Genomic DNA, 16,066 nt, shown 5'->3' with positions numbered 1-16,066 from the left:
TGGAAATAAAGTCAAGTGAAGCTTGAAAAAATAGACACTGCTATCAGTTTTTATATTTTTGTGCCATACGTTCAATCATTTCTGTTATTTGCACACGAATCTTTGTTGGCTCCAGCACTTCCACATTGTCTCCAAAAGAGAGAATATAGCAGTACAGACTATAATCATTTGGAATTTCTATCTCTACATACAAATTTCCTTGCTCATCTTCTTTGACTGGACAATCCAGTTCATCATATACTCTGAAAGCAACTTTTTTATTAAATTTCAGCTTGACTCGTACGACCTCTTCTAATCGCGCTTCTTTTTCCAAGCTCACATTGTCAAAGTTATCTGCAAAATGTTGTGGTAACAGCTTTAGCTGGCTTATGCGAGAAAGTTTAAAATAACGAAAATCATTTCGGACTAAGCAAAATGCATGAAGATACCAGGATTGTCCTTTAAAAAGCAGGCGGACTGGTTTTACTTGACGCTGGGTGCACTCTTCTTTGTTGCTAACATACGAAAAGGAAATCACTTGCTTACTGATGATTGCATTTTTCAAATTCTGAAATAGCTCTTCATATTTCTTGCTATTGGACCAGCTGGTAAAATCTACTTCTATCCAGTTTGGTTGGTTCAATTTAAATAAAGCCGATAGTTTGGTCAAAAGCTCGTTTTCATGCAGAAGACCCGTAACCCCTAATCCTTGTAAAGCAACCAACAGTTGCTCTTTTTCCGATTGATTAAGCAAAGAACTATTTAGTACAAAATCCTCCGTCAGTCGAATGCCTCCGTCTCTGCCTTGTGTCGTGTAAATTGGAATACCTGCGCTGCTAAGTCGGTCAACATCTCGATAAATCGTTCTAACAGATACTTCAAATTGTTCTGCCAGCTCCTTCGCTGTAACGTTATCCCTTTCTAAAAGAACATACACTATTCTAAATAATCTACTCTCTGTCATAGACCGTGCCTTTCCATGAACACCTTATCTCAATTTCTCTAAAATCTTTTGAAAGGTCTCTTGATTGCTCTGCCAGTACAATATATCAGGCACATTTTTAACTTCTGTCCACATAAAATCAATGTGCTCATCAGAAATACGAATATCTTTTTGCTTTGTTTCCACAAGAAAAAGTGTTTTAAAAATGGTCAAGTCTTCATCAATAACAACTGTGTGATGACCGATTTGCAACAGTTCTGTTAGCTCGATTTCCAGTCCCGTTTCTTCAAAAATCTCACGAATACAGGCTGCTTCAGGACTTTCATCACTTTCAATACCACCAGTAATCGGTTGCCAGAAAGAAAGTTGCCCACTTTTAACTTTTAAGAGCAAAATTTCCTTAGCAACCGAGTTATAAATCCAAGCTTCAATGGAATACTTAATCATAACAGTATCTTTTTATATTTAAGATTTCACTTCTTCTCAATTGGTGCAACACTTGCCAACAGTTTCTTTAATCCGACCTCTGGGAAATTGATTTTCAATTCTTGGCTACTACCACTACCTAACACTTCCAATACCGTTCCGTCTCCCCATTTTTTATGGTGAGCAATATCACCGATAGCCCAATCAATAGTCGGCTGATTAGCATGTACATTCTTACCAAATGGCAACTGGCTTGAGGAAATGCTGCTCGGTGCAGCTTGCCGCTTACGTTCTTGCAATGCTTGAGCGAGACTCATTCCTTGACCAAACTGAACAGCTTTGCCATTCACATGGGAAGCTTTAAAGGATGTATTAGCAGGTCGAGCCAAGCCTTGATAATCTAGCAAGCTTGAGCTAATTTCATTGAGAAAACGAGTTGGACGATTGTAATTGGTTTTTCCGTATAGCAGGCGCGAGTTTGCATTGGTTAGGAACAAGACTTTTTCAGCACGAGTAATTCCAACATAGGCTAATCGGCGCTCTTCCTCTAGCTCGTCTTCATCTTCAGCCGCACGACTAAGTGGAAAGACATTCTCTTCCATACCAATGATGAAAACCACTGGAAACTCTAATCCCTTGGCAGCATGCAGTGTCATAAGTGTCACTTCCGAGCTTTCCTGATCACCATCATCTGTATCCGCAATCAAAGCCAAATCATTGAGGAAACGGCTAAGTCTGTCTAAACCAGTCTCTTCAGTATCATTTTCTGAATCTTCGTCAAAATTCTTAGTAACAGAAAGAAATTCTTCGATATTTTCAATCCGAGCCTGACTTTCCAGTGTAGCTTGAGCTACTAATTGCTCGGTGTAACCAGTCTTTTCAAGAACCAGCTCGACCAGTTCTGTCACGGTCAATTCTTCCAATCGTTCGCGCAGATTCAAAATGAGATTGGCAAAGTCAAAAACAGCCTGAGCAGCTTTCCCCTTGACAGGTGAGAGCATAATCTGCGAGGAAGCATCTAAAAGAGACATCTCTTGACCAGCTGCAAAATTACGAATTTTCTCCACTGTACCCGGTCCAACACCCCGCTTGGGCTCATTGACAACACGTTCAAAACTGATGTTGTCGCTAGTATTAGCAATGAGATTAAGATAGCTAATGATATCTCGAATTTCCTTGCGGCTGTAGAACTTGGTTCCCCCCACCATGGTGTAGGGAATATTAGACTTGAGCAGGGCTTCTTCCACTGTCCGGGACTGAGCATTGGTCCGGTAAAGGACTGCAAAATCCTTATGATTGTAGCCTTCTCGGCTCAGCTGATCAATGATCCTAGCGACAAAGAGGGCTTCGTCCTGCTCGTCATTAGCCCGATAGTAGACAATATCCTCACCATCAGCATTTTGTGTCCAAAGATTCTTTGGTCGACGGTTGCGATTATTTTTGATCACATCATTAGCAGCCTGTAGAATGGTCTTAGTTGAGCGATAATTTTCCTCCAGAAGAACAACTTTAGCTTCAGGATAATCCTTTTCAAAATCCAAGATATTTTGCATATCAGCACCTCGCCAGCCATAAATAGACTGGTCGGCATCACCAACTACACAGATATTTTTAAAGCGTGAAGCCAACAGTTTAACTAGTTGGTACTGAGCGTGGTTCGTATCTTGATACTCGTCCACATGGATGTATTGATAGCGCTGCTGGTAATAAGTCAACACATCTGGATTTTTATCAAAAAGGCGCAAGGTCAGCATGATTAAGTCATCAAAGTCCATCGCTTCTGACTGACGGAGTTCTTTTTGGTACATCTCATAGCACTTCGCCACAATCTCTGTATACATGTCTCCTGCTAAAGCTGCATAGGCCACTTCATCAATCAAATCATTTTTCGCATTGGAAATCGTGCCTAAAATAGCTCGTTCATTCCACTTTTTAGGATCTAAATTGAGCGTTTTAAGAATTCGTTTCATCAGAGTCCGTTGCTCACTAGGATCGATAATCGTAAAATTGCGGTTATAGCCAATATGGTCAGCTTCCCTACGCAAAATCCGCACGCACATCGAGTGAAAAGTCGCAATCAAGCAATCTTCTGTTGCTGGATTGAGAGTATAAGCACGCTCCTTCATCTCACGAGCTGCTTTATTGGTAAAAGTAATCGCCAAGATATTCCAAGGATTGACTAACTTTTCATCAATCAAATAAGCAATACGGTGAGTTAGGACACGGGTTTTCCCAGACCCAGCTCCTGCCATAATCAGCAAAGGACCTTCCGTTGTTTGAACCGCCTCCGCCTGACGGTCATTCATACCAGTTAATAAGGGATTCATCTTTTTTCCTCTTTCAAAGTCAATGACTCTATTATAACAAAAATCATCCATAAGCTAAACCAGAAAGGAGAGACTTTCTATCATTTCTTCCCTTATAAACGTTTGAAAAATCAATAAAAAAGCGTTATAATAAACATTCTGAAAGGAAAACGCATGAATAATCCAGCAAAGAATCTTAAACTCGCAGAGCGTGGCGCTATCTTAGCCATTCTAGCCTATATCGTTTTATCCATTGCTAAAATCATTGCCGGATCTGTCTTACAATCCTCCAGTTTGACAGCCGATGGTTTTAATAATGTTTCGGATATTGTTGCTAATATTGCCGTTTTGATAGGACTTCGTATGGCACGCAAGCCAGCTGACACGGACCACAAATTTGGTCACTGGAAAATTGAAGACTTAGCTAGTCTTGTCACCTCTCTTATCATGTTTTTTGTCGGATTTGATGTTTTGATTGATACCGTTCAAAAAATTATTTCTCGCCAAGAAACAACTATTGATCCTTTAGGCGCTATCGTCGGGATTATTTCCGCCTTAGTCATGACAGGAGTGTATTTTTACAATAAAGCTTTAGCAAAAAAAGCACAGTCTAAAGCACTCGACGCAGCTGCCAAAGACAATTTATCTGATGCCATTACTTCGCTTGGTACAACCATTGCAATCATCGCAAGCGCCTTCAATTTCCCGATTGTGGATAAACTGGTTGCCATCATTATTACATTTTTCATTCTTAAAACAGCTTACGAAATTTTCATGGAATCTTCTTTTAGTTTATCAGACGGTTTTGATGAAAATCTTTTAAAAGAATACAAAGAAGCCATTTTAGAAATTCCTAAAATTTCCCGTGTTAAATCTCAAAGAGGGCGGACTTACGGTAGCAACATCTACCTTGACCTCATTTTAGAAATGAATCCTGACTTGTCTGTCTATGAAAGCCACGAAATTGCCGATCAGGTTGAAAATATGCTCAAAGAACGTTTTGGTGTCTTTGATATTGACATCCACATTGAGCCTGCTCCTATCCCCGAAGATGAAATATTGGACAATGTTTATCGAAAGCTATTTATGAGAGAACAATTGGTTGAGCAGGGAAGCCAATTAGAGGACTTACTAGCGCCTGAATTTGTTTACATTTCCCAAGACGGTTGCCAAATGAACAAAGAAGAATTTCAAATTGAAAAAGGAAAGCAATCTCCTATCAAAAATTTCCAATTAACTTCTATCAGCCAAAAAACCAAACTAATTTGCTATGAAGAAGACGGGATTATTCATACCAGCCTTTGGCGTCGTCACGAAACATGGCAAAATATTTTCCACCAGGAAACACGAAAAAACGAGAGCGAACAACAGTCGTAATTCCATAGAAATCGGCTTTGTTATTTCACTCCCACAAGGCTAACAAGGAGTTTTGCTATAAAAAACAAGGCTGAGATAAAAATATTCTCAGCCTATTTTTTTAGGAATTTATCAGTAAAGCAAACTAATTTGTCCCCCGTTTCTCACAATCAATAAATCATCAAACCCAAAGCCCTCACTAAGATGATACTACTAGTGAAAACTTTGGGTTTTATCTTTACTTCTTCTGTGGGTGATTGGTGCAACAATCAGATGTTCTCTCATTTTTTGACTTCATCTGTCGCAATATCCTCACCAAACCATTTGTTTGCTATTTTTTGAAATTGACCTGTTTGATATAATTTTTTGAATGCTTGGTTTATGTTTTCAACGAGCTGCTTATCCGTTTTTCTAGCACCAACCGCAAATGATTCGCTATCAAATCCAGCTGGGAAAACATAATAATCCTGCAAAATCCCCTCTTCTTTTAAATAATAATTAGCATAAACTCGGTCAATCAACAACCCATCAATCCGATTATTTTGCAAATCAATCAACGCCTCTGTAAAACTTTGATATTGAGCAGCTTTATGATTTTTAACCAGATTCTTCAAAAGCTCCGGATGAGCTTCAAACTCATCGTAACCCGAAGAACCTGTCTGAGCGCCAAGAATTTTATCCTTCATGTCAGCTGTTTTTGCAATGTTAGATGACTTTTTAGCAACTAATACCTGTTCATTTTTCATATAAGGAATGGTGAACTGTACTTTCTTCCGCCGCTCATTGGTTGCCGAATACCCATTCCAGATAAGATCAATCGTTCCATTTGTGAGCTCTGTTTCTTTCATATCCCAATCAATCGGCTGCCAATTCACTTTTATCCCATATTCTTTAAATACAGCATTTGCCAAGTCAATATCAAAACCAACATATTGACCATTTTTTTGTTCAAATCCCATAGGAACAAATGTATTGTCAAAACCAATGGTAATGCTCTTTTTTTGTTGGTATTTTGACCAATTATCTACTTTAGGGTTGCTAACATTGCTACAAGCTGTAAGGAGCAAAAAAAGAATCAAACCACAGAGCATAAGAACATAACGTTTTATCTTCATATTCTCCTCCTATTTAGGCTGCACTTTGAGAATCGTATCTGCAATATTTTCTGCAAACTGCAAATCATGGGTCACCACAATTTGCGTCATTCCTAGCTCACGATTCTGAAGAATCAACTTTTCAACTTCAAGACGCAATTCTGGATCCAATGCGGAAGTTGGCTCATCATAACCGATAATTTCTGGATCAATCATCATCGCACGAGCTAATGCTACACGTTGTTTTTGACCACCTGATAAAGAATAAGGATACGCTTTTGCATATTCTGCTAGTCCCAATCGTGTCAACAAGCCAATTGCTTTCTTTTCTGCGTCCTCTTTTGTAAAATTTTTTGTTTTAATAGGTGATAAAGTTAAATTCTCAAGAACCGTTAAATGTGGAAATAGCTGAAAATCTTGAAACACAAATCCCAATAAATTACGTTTTTCAAGTTCATCCAAGGGAAGCTCTTCGCCATTGTAAATAATGTCACCCGAATCAATTGTTTCCAAGCCAGCTAACATCCGCAATAATGTCGTTTTCCCGCCGCCAGACGGTCCTACAATGGCAAGAATTTGCTTTTCTGGCACCTTTAAATTCAAGTCGGAAATAATTTGCTTTTCGCCAAACCTTTTGCTAATATTCTTTAATTCTAACATAAGCGCCTCCTACTTATAGTAGCTATATCTATTTTCAACTTGCTTCGATACAATCGTCACAAGACCGATCAAGATAAGGTAGATAGCCCCCGCTATAAACATCGGTGCTAAACTCGCATCACGATTGGCTGCAGTCCGACTAGCCAAGATTAAGTCGGAAACACCAAGCGCATAAACAAGGGATGTATCTTTTACCAACGTCATTACTTCATTAAAGACACTAGGAAGCACCACTTTGACAACTTGCGGTAAAATGATAAACCGTATCGTTTGAAATGGTGTAAACTTCAAAACCTTAGCCGCCTCATATTGTCCTGCTGGAATGGATAAAATCCCACCACGGAAAATTTCGGCGAAATAAGCAGCATAATTTAGCGTGAATGCTATGATAGCTGCTGGAAGCCGATCCAAACGCACACCAATGTTTGGCAAAACATAATAAATAAAAATTAGTTGTAACAAAAGAGGTGTACCGCGCATAATCCAAATATAAATATTTATAAGCCAATGAAGCAGCTTAAAGTGAATTTGCATTAAAAAGGAAATCACAATTCCAAGTGGTATGGATAGAACTAAGACTAAAACAAATACTTGTAAAGTCACCAATGCGCCATTCAATAAGCTTGGCAAAACTTCAAAAATATAGTTCATGCGTACACCTCCTAAATAAATATTTATCATTATATCAAAAATTTTTATATATTCAACATCTTTTTGAAAATATATCCATGAATTTTTACTAAATATCGCAAAAACTTCATTTTCCAAAGAATAAAAAAACAAAATAGTTGAACTACTTTGTTTTAATAAATCCAAATTGATTAAGCGGGAGTACTCTAAATGAGATGACTCCTTTAATTTGTTTCTCTGTAATCAAGCCGAACTTCCGACTATCTTCCATATCTTGTCGATTATCATTCAGAATCAGATATGACTGCGCTGGAATTTTATTTGCATTCGATTTAGTTAATGTCTGAATGGTGAAATCATGAGTGAAATAACCTGTACTAGTAGCTTTTGCTAAGTATCCTTCCTTAGCCTTCGTTAAATAATCTTCTGACTTGATTTTATTATTTAAGTAAAGAACATCATCCATATAAACAACGGAGTCATTTCCTAGACCAATGACACGTCCGACATGCTCTTTTCCCTTCACCTCGTACAAGACAAAATCATCTCTTTTGATTGCTTCATTTTTATTGGCAACAACAACATCTTTATCTTGCAAAAAATGATTCGCATCTTTTGCAGTAATCCTGTATGGTGTAAAAATAAAAATTCGCAAACAAGCAATGATTATCACAACAATAGATAAAAAAATAACATTTCTAATTAAATCTCTTTTAACCATAGTCTCTCCTCTTCTTCTACTCATTATATCATGTTTTCAGAAAATAAACAAAGGTAGGAAAGTCAACTGTTATCTCTGCTCCCATTTGCAACTAAAAAGCCTATCAATCAGATAATCGTTGGATTGATAGGCTAGTTTTCTGAATGAAATAGATTAACGGACTGTACGGATACGCATTGTGTTTGTTCCACCAGTTCCGACCGGAACACCAGCTACAATCACAATATTGTCGCCAGATTCTACAAGACCGCTTTCAAGAGCAACTTTTTCAGCAACTTCAAACATATCATCAGTAGATGCAGGTTTTTCAGTTACTACTGGAATAACACCCCAGTTCAACATCAATGAACGTTGTGTCAATTCATCAAATGTAATTGCCAAGATGTCAGCATCTGGGCGATATTTAGAAATCAAACGAGCTGTATTTCCTGATTCAGTCATTGTTACAACCAATTTGATGTCCATTGAGTTTGTAGCATCTTTAACAGCTGAAGCCACAACTTCTGTCTTAGAACTACGTGCGTAATCAACTGATGACAAGCGTCCATACTCGTTCAATAGAGTTTGAGCGTTTTTATCAATTGTAGCCATTGTTGTTACAGATTCAAGTGGGTATTTACCATTTGCAGATTCACCTGAAAGCATTGTTGCATCTGTTCCGTCAATAACAGCGTTAAATACGTCTGATACTTCTGAACGAGTCGCACGTGGTTTTTCAGTCATTGTTTCAAGCATGTTTGTTGCTGTAATCGCAATTTTACCAGCTGCATTGACTTTTGTGATAATCATTTTTTGGTAAACTGGAACCATTTCAAATGGTACTTCAATACCCATATCACCACGAGCAATCATGATACCGTCCGCTACTTCAAGGATTTCATCCAAGTTTTCGATACCTTGTTGGTTTTCGATTTTAGCGAACAATTTCACATGTCCATTACCAGTTTCTTCACAGATTGCACGAACTTCGTTGACGTCTTTTGCAGTACGTACGAATGAAATAGCGATAAAGTTGATTCCTTGTTCAAGACCAAAACGAATATCGTCATTGTCGCGTTCAGCAAGTGCTGGGAAAGGAATTTTTGTATTTGGAATATTAACACCTTTTTGTTTAGCGATAATACCGTCGTTTTCAACTTCTACTTCAAATTCACGTGTAACAGGATCTTTTGCAATAACGCGAAGACCAAGTTTACCGTCATCAACAAGAACTTGTTTTCCAACTTCAACATCGTCATAGATATCAAGTGCACCAGCAACATTCAATGCGATAACTTCACGAGTTGATTTGATACCTTGTTTAGTTGCAACACGGATTTTTTCACCTGTTTTGTAAGAATATTCTTTAGCATCGCCTTCAAATAATTCTGTACGGATTTCAGGACCTTTAGTGTCAAGAAGGTAACCAACTTTTTGACCAGCAATTTCTTCAGCACGATGAACAGTAGCCATACGGTCACCTTGCTCTGCGTGGTCACCATGTGAGAAGTTGAAACGGAAAGTGTTAGCTCCAGCTTCGATCAATTTAGCGATATTTTGCGCTGATGCTTCAACGTCAAGCTTTTCACCCCAATATCCGTCTTCACCGAATCTTTTACCACCACGGATTTCTACCGCAGGACCTAAAGTTGCAACGATTTTTACACGTTTATTCATGATATCTGAAAACTCCTTTTTATTTAATGGTCTTTATGACCAGGATAACAAATTTAAATTACATTGAAATGCTACGGTTTAATTTAGCGAGATCAAGATCAGCTTTGTGTGGATTATTAACAATAATCTTGCCGTCTTCTGTTAAACTAAACAAAGCACCTTCTTCTGCTGTACCGAGGATTGGATTTTCAACCATTTGTTCGTTGCGAATACCAACCGCAACACCACCAATACCTTTTTTAAGAAGGCTAACGGCATGAGCACCCATACGTGAAGCAAGAACACGATCACGTGCAGTTGGTGAGCCACCACGTTGAATATGTCCAAGTTCCGTCACACGAAGATCGCTCACATCACCAGCTTCTTTCAACTTCTTACCAAATTCATCGGCCGACATAACACCCTCTGCTAGAACGATAATGTTATGCTTCTTTCCTTCTTCATAGCCACGTTTAATGCTAGCGACGATATCCTCAATCTTAAAGTCTTCTTCGGGAACGATGATTTCATCAGCTCCTGTAGCAATACCAGCCCAGAGAGCGATGTCTCCAGCATTGCGTCCCATGACTTCAACAACAAAAGTACGACGGTGACTAGATGATGTGTCACGAATCTTATCAATGGCGTCCATTGCAGTTGTTACAGCAGTATCAAAGCCGATTGTGAAGTCTGTACCAACAATATCATTGTCAATCGTGCCAGGAAGTCCGACAGCTGGGAAACCATGTTCTGTCAAACGCATAGCACCATGGTAAGAACCATCACCACCGATAACTACGACTCCTTCAATACCATGTTTTTTAAGTTGCTCAATCCCTTTTAATTGTCCTTCTAATTGGGCAAATTCTGGATAACGAGCTGAGTGAAGGAAAGTACCACCACGTGAAATAATATCTCCAACCGATGCAGCATCAAGCGGATAAATCTCACCAGCAACCATGCCGGCATAGCCGTCATAGATACCGTAAACTTCCATTCCTTCTGAAATTGCTTTACGAACAACTGCACGGATAGCAGCGTTCATACCAGGGGCATCACCACCACTAGTCAAAACAGCAATACGTTTCATTTGTTTGCGCTCCTTTTTCTTTTTACATTCACCCTTGATTATACCACAATCAAAACCAAAATTCCTCTTTTTTCCTAACTTTTTATTGATAAATCGTTTTCATGGTTATTTTTTTCAATTCTTCTTGTAATTTCTCTGATTTTTGAACACGATATTGCGTAATTGCCACCGTCTTTCTTTCATTTTCATATCGAAGAACAACCGAAATATCTCCTCGAAATTTCCGTAAAATAGCGGATATTGCTGCATCGCTTTCGTGATCTTCTACTTGTATCCAAAAACGTTCTGTAACAGCTTCCTGCAAATCATTTAAAATCAACTGCAAACGCTCCTCTCGTTTTTGAACGCGACCAGTCAGATAATAGAAGCCTTTTTCATGCAAACCTTTGCCGAACTGTTTGAAAGCGTCTGGAAAGACTGTTACCTCCATTTTTCTTTTAGCATCACTTACTTGCAAGAAGGCCATATTTTCCCCCGTTTTGGTACGGATGACACGAATGGACAAAATCTCTCCTAAAATCGTTGCATGATTGTTTTCAACCAAGTCTTGAATAGGTGTGAAAGCTTGTGTAGCAGATTTTGCAAACTTTAGCAAGGGATGTTCGCTCAAACCGACACCGATAATTTCTTTTTCCAACTCGAATTTTTCTGCTTCAGTATAATCCTCTGCTTCTGTCCAGCTATAATTTGTATCTGCAAAAAGACTGCCCAGCTCATCTGCAAAGACAAATAAGTTCGGAAGATTTTGTAGGATTTTTTGACGATTTTTTTCAAATACATCAAATAAGCCGATTTGTACTAAGGGAGTTAGTAACTGAACCTTATGATATTGTGTTGGTAATTTCAAAACGAAGTCTTCTACATTTGAAAACGGACGGTTTTCAATAATCCAATAAGCAAAATCTCGTGGCAAACCTTTGATATTTTTCAGTCCTAAATAAATCTGCTTATCTTGAAACTTATCTCTATAAGGAATGTTATTGATATTTAAAGAAGCAACTTGAAAGTCGAATTCTAGCGCATCTGTGATGTAATCACTGCTTGAATAATTCAGCATAATATCAAAGAAAATATCAGGATAATGCACCTTGAAATAAGCCAACTGAAAAGCAAGTGCAGAATAGGCATAAGCGTGACTACGGTTGAAGCCATAACCTGCAAACTTTTCCATAACTGCAAATACTTCTTTTGCTTTAACTTCAGAATGCCCAAGTTCGAGAGCTCCTGTGACAAATTCTGCTTCCATTTTGTGCATTTCGGCAACATTTTTCTTACCCATAGCACGACGTAAAATGTCAGCTTTTCCGAGTGAAAAGCCCCCAAACCGTTGCGCCACTTGCATTACTTGCTCTTGATAGAGCATAATACCGTAAGTTGGCGCCAAGATGTCTTCCAAACTTGGGTCCAGCATTTCTACTTTTTCTTGTCCATGCTTTCTTCTGACAAAATTATCTATATAGTCACTAGCTCCTGGACGATTGAGTGAAGTTGTTGCAACCACTTCTTCAAATTGAGCAGGCTGCACCCGTTTCAAAAGGTTAATGGCACCTGCTTGCTCAAATTGAAAAATCCCTTTGGTTCTACCAGCAGCAAAGAGCTGTAAGGTTGCTGTATCTTCTAAGTTAATCTTTGAAATATCAATAGCGACACCGTATTTCTCCAAAGCTGCTTCTTTCATTCGTTGAACAAAAGTCAGATTGCGCAAGCCAAGGAAATCCATCTTGAGCAGACCGTTACTTTCAACCCCATGTGCATCATATTGCGTGATATACATATCTTCCCCGTATTTAAGTGGAATGTGATCTGTCAAATCATTGTCACTCATCACCACACCCGCTGCATGGATAGAGGTTTGACGAGGGTTCCCTTCAATTTTTTTCGTAATTTCAAAAGCTTTTTGATATTCCAGCTTACTGTTGATAATCTGGCGGAAGGACATATTCTTTTCATAAGCAGATGTCAGATTATCTCGAAAACTAATTTTACGGGTAATATTGGTCAATTCATACTCTGGAACACCATAACGTTTAAAAACATCACGAATCGCTTGCTTAGCTCCAAAGGTCGAATAGGTCACGATTTGAGCTGCATGCATGGTTCCATAACGATCGCGGACATAGCGAATAAATTCTGGACGATAGACATCAGGAATGTCAATATCAATATCGGGCATAGTATAACGTTCTACATTTAAAAAACGCTCAAAAAGAAGATTTTTCTCAACAGGATCAATCCCTGTAATCTCTAGCGCATAGGCAACCAGACTTCCAACTGCAGACCCACGCCCCATACCCATATAATAGCCCTGACTACGACCAAAACGCAATAAATCCCAGACAATCAAAAAGTAGTCGTCAAAACCCATTTGGTGGATGACAGACAGCTCTTGCTGCAATCGCTCTTTATAAACCAGACTATTTAACCTTTTTTTCTCTAGCCCTGCTTCTGCTCGTTCTTGTAATTCTTCTGCTGCTGGTCGTTCTGGATTAAAACGTGGTAATTTCAACTCTGTATTGATTTCGTAATGAATGCCTGCAACTAGCCGCTTTAAATTATCCAGACTTTCTGGATAATTTTCTTGAAAGGATTGTGTGAATTGTTCAGGTGATAAGAGATACTCGTGATTTGGCAAATTTCCAACTTCCCGCAAACTGCTATTGTCACGAATGGCACATAGCATTTGCAAGGTTTCTAAATCGCCTGCATCAAAATAGCGAACTGTCTGCAAAGGTAAGGTTGCATGAGAAAACGCCTGCTTAGGAGTGTCAGGAAATACGCCAATATAAAACTCTCGTCCCAAGTCTAAGGCTTCAATGCCCTCAAACACAGGCACAATAATCGCTATCCCTTCCAATAAGTGCTGAAATTCTTCCCACTTGCTTTTTCCTATCATCTTTAAAGTAGAAAGTTTCATTAAATTGCGATAACCTTGACTGTCAAGAGCTAGAAAGCGAAGATTAAGAGGAAGTCCAGTATAATCCAAGGTCATTTCCACGCCTAAAAGCGGCTGAATCCCTTGCTCGGTCGCCGTTTCCATGAAATGATAAGCCCCATAGAGATTATCAATATCCATTATCCCTAGAGTTTGATAGCCTAAATTTTTAGCTGTTTCTACATATTTTTTTATAGAAATCAAACTATCCATAAATGTATAAACAGTTTTGGTATCTAATTGAGCAACCACGGCATCCTCCTTTGATCCTTCTTTTTTCTATTATACTAAATTTCCGGCTTGCTTGCTAAAGAAAAAATAATAGAAGTTTTTTCTAAAGGTTTGCTATTTTTTAAAAAATATTGTATTATTTAATTAGCACAAAGATACAGAAGAAAGGAGAAATTATGAGTTGGACTTTTGATAATAATCTTCCCATTTATTTGCAAATCATGGACAGGATAAAACTACAAATCATCTCCAATCAACTGCATGCTGGCGAAAAGCTACCTGCTGTTAGAGAATTGGCTGCTGAAGCGGGGGTCAATCCAAATACAATCCAGCGTGCTTTATCTGACTTGGAAAAGAAAGGGTTTGTCTATTCTCAACGAACATCAGGACGTTTCGTCACAGATAACCGCGACTTGATTTTACAAGCAAGACAAAAACTTTCTGAGGAGGAAGTAAGAAAATTTGTAGAAAATATGACTCGCTTCGGTTATCACAAAGAAGAATTACCAACTATCATTGCAGATTATATAAAAGGAGTTTAGGAAATGGTATTACTTGCATTTGAAAACGTCTCAAAATCATATGGCAGCACACCTGCTTTAGAGCACATCAATTTTGAAATTGAAGCTGGAAAAATTATAGGCTTGCTTGGTCCAAATGGCTCTGGAAAAACAACTATGATAAAACTAATCAATGGACTACTTCAACCAAATGATGGAACAATCCTCATCAATGGACTTCAACCGTCGTCAGAAACTAAGAAAATCGTATCTTATTTACCAGATACGACCTATCTGAATGAAAATATGAAAGTCAAAGATGCTTTGCAGTATTTTCAATCTTTCTATGCAGACTTTGAGATAGAGCGTGCACAGGCACTCTTGCAAGATCTTCATATTGACGAAAATTTGACATTTAAAAAATTGTCTAAAGGAAACAAGGAAAAAGTTCAGTTGATTTTAGTCATGAGCCGCCAAGCCAAACTGTATGTTCTGGATGAACCTATTGGAGGGGTTGACCCAGCAGCGCGGGACTACATTCTAAAGACGATTATCAACAATTACTCACCTAGCGCTTCTGTTCTCATTTCAACACATTTGATTTCAGATATTGAACCAATCCTAGATGAAATTATCTTTATTGATAATGGCAAGATTGTTCGACAAGGGAATGTAGACGATATTCGCTATGAGTCTGGTGAATCTATTGACCAGCTCTTCCGCCAAGAATTTAAGGCTTAGAACAAAGGAGATTGACTATGTTTTGGAATTTATTAAAATATGAATTTAAAAATGTAAATAAGTGGTATTTAGGATTATATGGAATCGTACTCTTTCTATCTATTAGTATTGGACTTTGGCTAAGACATTTTGCAAATGGAAGGAACTTTTTCGACCGTTTGCAGTCTTCTACTAATGAAGCAGGGAGTATGACAAGTACTTTCTTCGGTTTTACAATGCTGATTTTCTCAGGTCTCCTTGTAGCACTTGCCATTTCAACACTCTTTCTGATTATTCGTCGCTTTAAAAATAGTGTTTATGAAAGAGAAGGATATCTAACGCTCACTTTACCAGTTAACGAACATCAAATTATCCTCTCAAAATTACTCGGTGCTGTTATATGGACGATTCTTAGCACACTTGCATTGTTTCTTAGCTTTGGAATCATTGTTCTTATCGTAGGGGTAGCTTCTCATACACAATTTGAAATGGGAACAGTTCTACAATTATTCGGCAAGCACTTTTGGGAAATTGCTAGTGAACTATTGAAATCATTTGGATACTATCTTGTAGCCCTTATTCCAAATATCCTATTGATTTATCTTTCTATCTCTATTGGTCAACTTTTCCAAGACCACCGCGCCGCTATAGCCTTTCTAGCTTATTTTGGAATTCAATTTGCTCTGATTATCGCTGCTAATCTATATGTTTCAGCCTTCCCGTCGCTTTCAACTTCTTTAGGTAGTTTGAGCGGAGTCATAACCTCTCTTCTTTTGGGGCTTATCTACTATACTGGAACGTATTACATCCTCAAAAATAAAGTGAATTTGCAGTAGGTAACAC

The 16,066-nt window shown here is 38.3% G+C and carries 14 protein-coding genes; 4 read left to right on the top strand and 10 right to left on the bottom strand.

Annotation, left to right across the window (positions count from 1 at the left end; translation table 11 throughout):
• Positions 1-43: 43 nt before the first annotated feature.
• Genes IYQ91_RS04220 through pcrA form a run of 3 tightly spaced genes read right to left on the bottom strand, consistent with a single transcriptional unit; the run spans position 44 to position 3,675 of the window.
• Positions 44-943: a helix-turn-helix transcriptional regulator gene (locus IYQ91_RS04220; protein WP_195673171.1), complete on the bottom strand. Its 900-nt coding sequence runs from the start codon at positions 941-943 to the stop codon at positions 44-46.
• Between the two features lie 24 nt (positions 944-967).
• Complete coding sequence (locus IYQ91_RS04215) at positions 968-1,369, bottom strand: NUDIX hydrolase (protein ID WP_049517528.1); 402 nt, start codon at positions 1,367-1,369, stop codon at positions 968-970.
• Positions 1,370-1,395: 26 nt separating this feature from the next.
• Entirely contained in the window at positions 1,396-3,675 is a 2,280-nt protein-coding gene (pcrA, locus tag IYQ91_RS04210; protein WP_195673170.1) for a DNA helicase PcrA, read from the bottom strand.
• A 153-nt stretch (positions 3,676-3,828) separates the two neighbouring features.
• On the opposite strand from pcrA, the gene IYQ91_RS04205 reads away from it, so the two are divergent.
• Positions 3,829-5,031, top strand: coding sequence for a cation diffusion facilitator family transporter (locus IYQ91_RS04205; RefSeq protein ID WP_049517530.1), 1,203 nt, complete (start codon positions 3,829-3,831; stop codon positions 5,029-5,031).
• 260 nt (positions 5,032-5,291) lie between these two features.
• Here IYQ91_RS04205 and IYQ91_RS04200 read toward each other — a convergent pair whose 3' ends face one another.
• The 7 genes from IYQ91_RS04200 to IYQ91_RS04170 form a co-directional block, all read right to left on the bottom strand.
• A complete protein-coding gene (locus IYQ91_RS04200; protein WP_003033329.1) occupies positions 5,292-6,125 on the bottom strand; it encodes an amino acid ABC transporter substrate-binding protein in 834 nt (277 codons plus the stop codon).
• Between the two features lie 9 nt (positions 6,126-6,134).
• Entirely contained in the window at positions 6,135-6,764 is a 630-nt protein-coding gene (locus tag IYQ91_RS04195; protein WP_144208186.1) for an amino acid ABC transporter ATP-binding protein, read from the bottom strand.
• A 9-nt stretch (positions 6,765-6,773) separates the two neighbouring features.
• Entirely contained in the window at positions 6,774-7,415 is a 642-nt protein-coding gene (locus IYQ91_RS04190) for an amino acid ABC transporter permease (RefSeq protein WP_195673169.1), read from the bottom strand.
• A gap of 142 nt (positions 7,416-7,557) precedes the next feature.
• Positions 7,558-8,115: a signal peptidase I gene (lepB, locus tag IYQ91_RS04185; protein ID WP_195673168.1), complete on the bottom strand. Its 558-nt coding sequence runs from the start codon at positions 8,113-8,115 to the stop codon at positions 7,558-7,560.
• Between the two features lie 153 nt (positions 8,116-8,268).
• Positions 8,269-9,771, bottom strand: coding sequence for a pyruvate kinase (gene pyk, locus IYQ91_RS04180; RefSeq protein ID WP_003032509.1), 1,503 nt, complete (start codon positions 9,769-9,771; stop codon positions 8,269-8,271).
• A 58-nt stretch (positions 9,772-9,829) separates the two neighbouring features.
• Positions 9,830-10,840 (bottom strand): 6-phosphofructokinase, encoded by a 1,011-nt coding sequence (gene pfkA / locus IYQ91_RS04175; protein ID WP_003032502.1) that lies wholly within the window; start codon positions 10,838-10,840, stop codon positions 9,830-9,832.
• An 82-nt stretch (positions 10,841-10,922) separates the two neighbouring features.
• Positions 10,923-14,024 carry a DNA polymerase III subunit alpha gene (locus IYQ91_RS04170; RefSeq protein ID WP_195673167.1) on the bottom strand — a complete coding sequence of 1,034 codons (3,102 nt, stop codon included), beginning with the start codon at positions 14,022-14,024 and terminating at the stop codon, positions 10,923-10,925.
• A 155-nt stretch (positions 14,025-14,179) separates the two neighbouring features.
• Between IYQ91_RS04170 and IYQ91_RS04165 the strand changes: the two genes are divergently transcribed.
• From IYQ91_RS04165 to IYQ91_RS04155, 3 genes are read left to right on the top strand one after another with little or no spacing between them, the layout of a single operon-like run.
• A complete protein-coding gene (locus tag IYQ91_RS04165; protein WP_195673166.1) occupies positions 14,180-14,545 on the top strand; it encodes a GntR family transcriptional regulator in 366 nt (121 codons plus the stop codon).
• 3 nt (positions 14,546-14,548) lie between these two features.
• Positions 14,549-15,244 (top strand): ABC transporter ATP-binding protein, encoded by a 696-nt coding sequence (locus tag IYQ91_RS04160; RefSeq protein WP_195673165.1) that lies wholly within the window; start codon positions 14,549-14,551, stop codon positions 15,242-15,244.
• Between the two features lie 17 nt (positions 15,245-15,261).
• Positions 15,262-16,059 carry a hypothetical protein gene (locus IYQ91_RS04155; RefSeq protein ID WP_022526173.1) on the top strand — a complete coding sequence of 266 codons (798 nt, stop codon included), beginning with the start codon at positions 15,262-15,264 and terminating at the stop codon, positions 16,057-16,059.
• The last annotated feature ends 7 nt before the right edge of the window (positions 16,060-16,066 follow it).

Source organism: Streptococcus sp. HF-2466 (genome assembly GCF_015594645.1).
GTDB classification, from domain to species: Bacteria; Bacillota; Bacilli; order Lactobacillales; family Streptococcaceae; genus Streptococcus; species Streptococcus anginosus.
Note: the sequence above shows the minus strand (reverse complement) of the source record. Positions and strands in the feature narration are given on the sequence as shown.

Bases quoted from the DNA above. Each gene is read 5' to 3' on its own strand.
- IYQ91_RS04215 (WP_049517528.1), bottom strand. From the start codon at position 1,369: ATGATTAAGTATTCCATTGAAGCTTGGATTTATAACTCGGTTGCTAAG.
- pcrA (WP_195673170.1), bottom strand. From the start codon at position 3,675: ATGAATCCCTTATTAACTGGTATGAATGACCGTCAGGCGGAGGCGGTT.
- pfkA (WP_003032502.1), bottom strand. From the start codon at position 10,840: ATGAAACGTATTGCTGTTTTGACTAGTGGTGGTGATGCCCCTGGTATG.
- IYQ91_RS04200 (WP_003033329.1), bottom strand. From the start codon at position 6,125: ATGAAGATAAAACGTTATGTTCTTATGCTCTGTGGTTTGATTCTTTTT.
- IYQ91_RS04195 (WP_144208186.1), bottom strand. From the start codon at position 6,764: ATGTTAGAATTAAAGAATATTAGCAAAAGGTTTGGCGAAAAGCAAATT.
- lepB (WP_195673168.1), bottom strand. From the start codon at position 8,115: ATGGTTAAAAGAGATTTAATTAGAAATGTTATTTTTTTATCTATTGTT.
- pyk (WP_003032509.1), bottom strand. From the start codon at position 9,771: ATGAATAAACGTGTAAAAATCGTTGCAACTTTAGGTCCTGCGGTAGAA.
- IYQ91_RS04165 (WP_195673166.1), top strand. From the start codon at position 14,180: ATGAGTTGGACTTTTGATAATAATCTTCCCATTTATTTGCAAATCATG.
- IYQ91_RS04205 (WP_049517530.1), top strand. From the start codon at position 3,829: ATGAATAATCCAGCAAAGAATCTTAAACTCGCAGAGCGTGGCGCTATC.
- IYQ91_RS04220 (WP_195673171.1), bottom strand. From the start codon at position 943: ATGACAGAGAGTAGATTATTTAGAATAGTGTATGTTCTTTTAGAAAGG.
- IYQ91_RS04160 (WP_195673165.1), top strand. From the start codon at position 14,549: ATGGTATTACTTGCATTTGAAAACGTCTCAAAATCATATGGCAGCACA.
- IYQ91_RS04190 (WP_195673169.1), bottom strand. From the start codon at position 7,415: ATGAACTATATTTTTGAAGTTTTGCCAAGCTTATTGAATGGCGCATTG.
- IYQ91_RS04155 (WP_022526173.1), top strand. From the start codon at position 15,262: ATGTTTTGGAATTTATTAAAATATGAATTTAAAAATGTAAATAAGTGG.